Source organism: Micromonospora sp. NPDC047753, assembly GCF_040642735.1.
GTDB lineage: Bacteria > Actinomycetota > Actinomycetes > Mycobacteriales > Micromonosporaceae > Micromonospora.
Genome location: NZ_JBEYSL010000593.1, coordinates 1 through 3,689, shown reverse-complemented (window position 1 = coordinate 3,689; position 3,689 = coordinate 1). Strand labels below are relative to the sequence as shown.

At 70.7% G+C, this 3,689-nt stretch carries 3 protein-coding genes; 2 read left to right on the top strand and 1 reads right to left on the bottom strand.

The genetic code is table 11. From position 1 onward, the window contains the following. On the top strand, positions 1-876 hold an 876-nt coding region (locus tag ABZ749_RS31515; RefSeq protein WP_357234203.1), incomplete at its 5' end, for a 4Fe-4S dicluster domain-containing protein. Then, entirely contained in the window at positions 873-1,829 is a 957-nt protein-coding gene (gene nrfD, locus ABZ749_RS31510) for an NrfD/PsrC family molybdoenzyme membrane anchor subunit (RefSeq protein ID WP_357234201.1), read from the top strand. The genes ABZ749_RS31515 and nrfD, both read left to right, overlap by 4 nt. A gap of 85 nt (positions 1,830-1,914) precedes the next feature. Here the strand turns inward: nrfD and ABZ749_RS31505 are convergent, their stop codons facing one another. Beyond that, positions 1,915-3,474: an OFA family MFS transporter gene (locus tag ABZ749_RS31505; protein ID WP_357234206.1), complete on the bottom strand. Its 1,560-nt coding sequence runs from the start codon at positions 3,472-3,474 to the stop codon at positions 1,915-1,917. Positions 3,475-3,689: the final 215 nt, after the last annotated feature.

Below are 3,689 nucleotides of genomic sequence, written 5' to 3'. Positions count from 1 at the left end.
GACCTGCTGGGCATGTCGTACGACAACACCGGCGCGTTGACAGCGAACTCGTGGCGGCACGTCGCGTTCGTGGAGCAGCCCCGTTCGGCCGGCTGGGCGACTCCGGCGTTCGCGGGGGACCCGGACGGGCCGGCGATCAGCCCGGTGACGGCGGCGGCCGGCGCGCGTACCAGCACCGACACCGGAACGGACCCCGGCCTGCCCACCGGCTCGCCCGCCGCGGCGGTCCGCATGTCGGGCGGACCGGAGTTCCTGGGGATGCCGGGTGCGCAGCCGCCGGGGAGGGGTTCCGGCGCGGAGGGGCGGACGGATTTTCGCTGGTTGATGATGTCGGACGTGTGCAAGCACTGCACCCACGCGGCCTGCCTGGACGTCTGCCCGACGGGTTCGTTGTTCCGGACGGAGTTCGGGACGGTGGTGGTGCAGGAGGACATCTGCAACGGCTGCGGGTACTGCATCTCCGCCTGCCCGTACGGCGTCATCGATCAACGCAAGGACGATGGCCGGGCGTGGAAGTGCACGCTGTGCTACGACCGGTTGGGCGCGGGCATGACCCCCGCGTGTGCGCAGGCGTGTCCGACGGAGTCGATCCAGTACGGCGCTCTGGACGAGTTGCGGGAGCGGGCCGCCGCGCGGGTGGCGAAGCTGCACGAGCAGGGGGTGCCGGAGGCGCGGTTGTACGGGCACGACCCGAACGACGGCGTCGGTGGTGACGGTGCGTTCTTCCTGCTCCTGGACGAGCCGGAGGTGTACGGGCTGCCACCGGACCCGATCGTGACCACCCGCGACCTGCCGGCCATGTGGAAGCGCGCCGGCCTGGCCGCCCTCGCGATGACCGCCGCCACTGTTGTCGCATTCCTGGGCAGGCGGTCATGACCCGCGGCGGTGAGCAGCTCACGGTGCCGCCGGCCGACTTCGCCTCCTACTACGGCCGGCCGGTTCTGAAGCCGCCGGTGTGGAAGTACGACATCGCCGGCTACCTGTTCACCGGAGGCCTCGCCGCGGGAAGTGCGCTGATCGGCGCGGGCGCTCAACTGACCGGACGACCCGGGCTGCGCACCGTGGGCCGCTGGACGGCCCTCGGCGGTGTCGCGGCCAGCACGTACCTGCTGGTTCACGACCTCGGCCGGCCGTCTCGGTTCCATCACATGCTCCGGGTCGCCAAGGTGACCTCGCCGATGTCGGTCGGCACCTGGATCCTCGCCGCGTTCGGGCCACTGGCCGGCGTGGCCGCCGTCGCCGAGCTCGCGCCGCTGCTCCCGCAGCACGGTGTGCTCGGCCTGGCCCGTCGGATCGCACCGCCCATCGGCAACGTCGCCGGCCTGGCCGCCGCGGCCACCGCGCCGGCGCTGGCGACGTACACCGGGGTGCTGCTCGCCGACACGGCCGTGCCGTCCTGGCACGACGCCTACCCGTCGCTGCCGTTCGTCTTCGCTGGCAGCGCGCTCGCCGCCGCGTCCGGGGTGGGACTGATCGCGGCACCGGCCGCGGAGACCGCCCCACTGCGACGACTCGCCCTGGCCGCCGCGGTCGTCGAGTTCGGCGGAGGGCACCAGTTGGAGCGGCAGGGCCTCACCAGCGAGCCCTACAAGCATGGCCGCAGCGGCCGGCTGGTGAAGGCTGGACGTGCCCTGCTCGCCGTGGGCACCGTCACCGCCCTGCTCAGCCGACGCAGCCGGGTCCTGTCGGCGATCTCCGGCGCCGCCCTCGTGGCATCGTCGGTCGCCACCCGGTTCGGCGTCTTCGAGGCGGGACGGGTGTCGGCACGCGATCCGAAGTACACGGTCGTGCCACAACGGGAGCGGCTCAGGTCGACCACCCAGCCATGAGCGGATCGGTGAAACGGAAGGCGCCCCTGTGAAAGGGCGCCTTCCGTTGTAGGCAGGAGGTCTGGCCGCGACGGCCCGCCGCGCCTCAGCCGGTGAACAGCTTCGCGGCGGTGATGGCGGTCTGGACGATGCCGTACCCGAGCAGCACCGCGACCAGCAGCCACGACAACCAGAGTCGCCCGGTCTGGCTGCCGACGTGCGGCGGCGCGGGCGGCTGGCTGTCCGGCCCGAGAGCGACCGGCTCGGTGACAGTCGCCTTCGCCACGGGCGAGGTCGGCCCTCGGTTCGGTTCGTGGAACCGTTCGGGCACGGAACGCACCAGCAGGTTCGCGATGAACCCGATGGCGAGGATGCCGACCATGGTGAACAGCGCGGGCCGGTACGCCGCCGCGGTGAGGGTGCCGGGCTTGCCCTGCGTGTCGAGGATCCCGTTGACGATCAGCGGGCCGGCGACACCCGCGGCCGACCAGGCGGTCAGGATCCGGCCGTGGATGGCCCCGACCTGGAAGGTGCCGAACAGGTCACGCAGGTAGGCGGGCATGGTGGCGAAGCCACCGCCGTAGAAGGAAATGATCGCGGCGGCGATCAGGACGAAGACCGCGGTAGCGGAGTGGCCAGCGACGGCGAGCAGCAGGTACAGCACCATGCCGACGCCGAGGTAGACCATGTAGATGGGCTTGCGGCCGATGAGGTCGGACGTCGTCGACCAGACGAACCGCCCAGCCATGTTGAACAGCGACAGCACTCCCACGAAACCGGCCGCAGCCGTCACCGAGACAGTGGTGGCGGTCCCGTTGTCCCGGAAGAAGTCCTGGATCATCGGGCTTGCCTGCTCCAGGATGCCGATGCCCGCTGTGACGTTGCAGAACAGCACGATCCACAGCAACCAGAACGACCGGGTACGCACGGCGTTCGACACGGACACGCTCGCCGTGGTCACCAGGGGCCGGGCGGCGACGCTCGCTGGGTCGAACCCGGCGGGTCGCCAGTCCGGTGCCGGAACCCGGACGTTGAACGGGCCGAACATCATGATCACGAAATAGCCGATGCCGAACGTGACGAACAGTGCCACGAGGGCGTGGCCCGACGCCACGGCGGCCGGGTTGTCGGGGTTGTAGCCGGAGTCGTAGAGGGAGAGCAGTTGGCGCGCGAGCGGGCCGGCGACCAGGGCGCCGCCGCCGAACCCCATGATGGCCAGCCCGGTGGCGAGGCCGGGGCGGTCCGGGAACCACTTGATCAGCGTGGAGACGGGCGAGATGTAACCGATGCCGAGCCCGATGCCGCCGATGACGCCATACCCGAGGTAAAGCAGCCACAGCTGCTGGGTCGCGATGCCGAGCGCGCCGACCAGGAACCCGACGGCCCAGAAGCACGCCGAGACGAACATCGCCCGGCGCGGTCCGTTCCGCTCCACCCAACGTCCACCGACCGCCGCGGACGAACCCAGCATGACGATGGCGATGCTGAAGATCGCCCCGATCGCCGTCTGGCTGGTGTCAAAGTGCGCGATGAGGGAGTTCTTGTAGACACTTGTCGCGTAGACCTGGCCGATGCACACGTGCACGGCCAGTGCCGCGGTCGGGATGAGCCAGCGGCTGTATCCCGGGGGAGCGACAGTGTGCCGAGGATCGAAGACCGACAGCATGGGCATCGTCCACACCTCCTGCGGCTGAGTAGGCCGCGACGTTGCCGAGCTGTCCCGCCCCGGCAGTTGGCCGAGCGGCGCCGCCGCAGTGGCGGCCCGGCGCACGTCTGGCGTCAGCCGATTACCGGCTTCACCTCACGTTACGTGTCGGCTGGTTCACAACACGTCATTACCGAAAAACGCGGCGGGAGGTGGAAACAGGACGGGGGCGGGCC

Coding starts and splice junctions, on each gene's coding strand:
- nrfD (WP_357234201.1), top strand. CDS start 873: ATGACCCGCGGCGGTGAGCAGCTCACGGTGCCGCCGGCCGACTTCGCC.
- ABZ749_RS31505 (WP_357234206.1), bottom strand. CDS start 3,474: ATGCTGTCGGTCTTCGATCCTCGGCACACTGTCGCTCCCCCGGGATAC.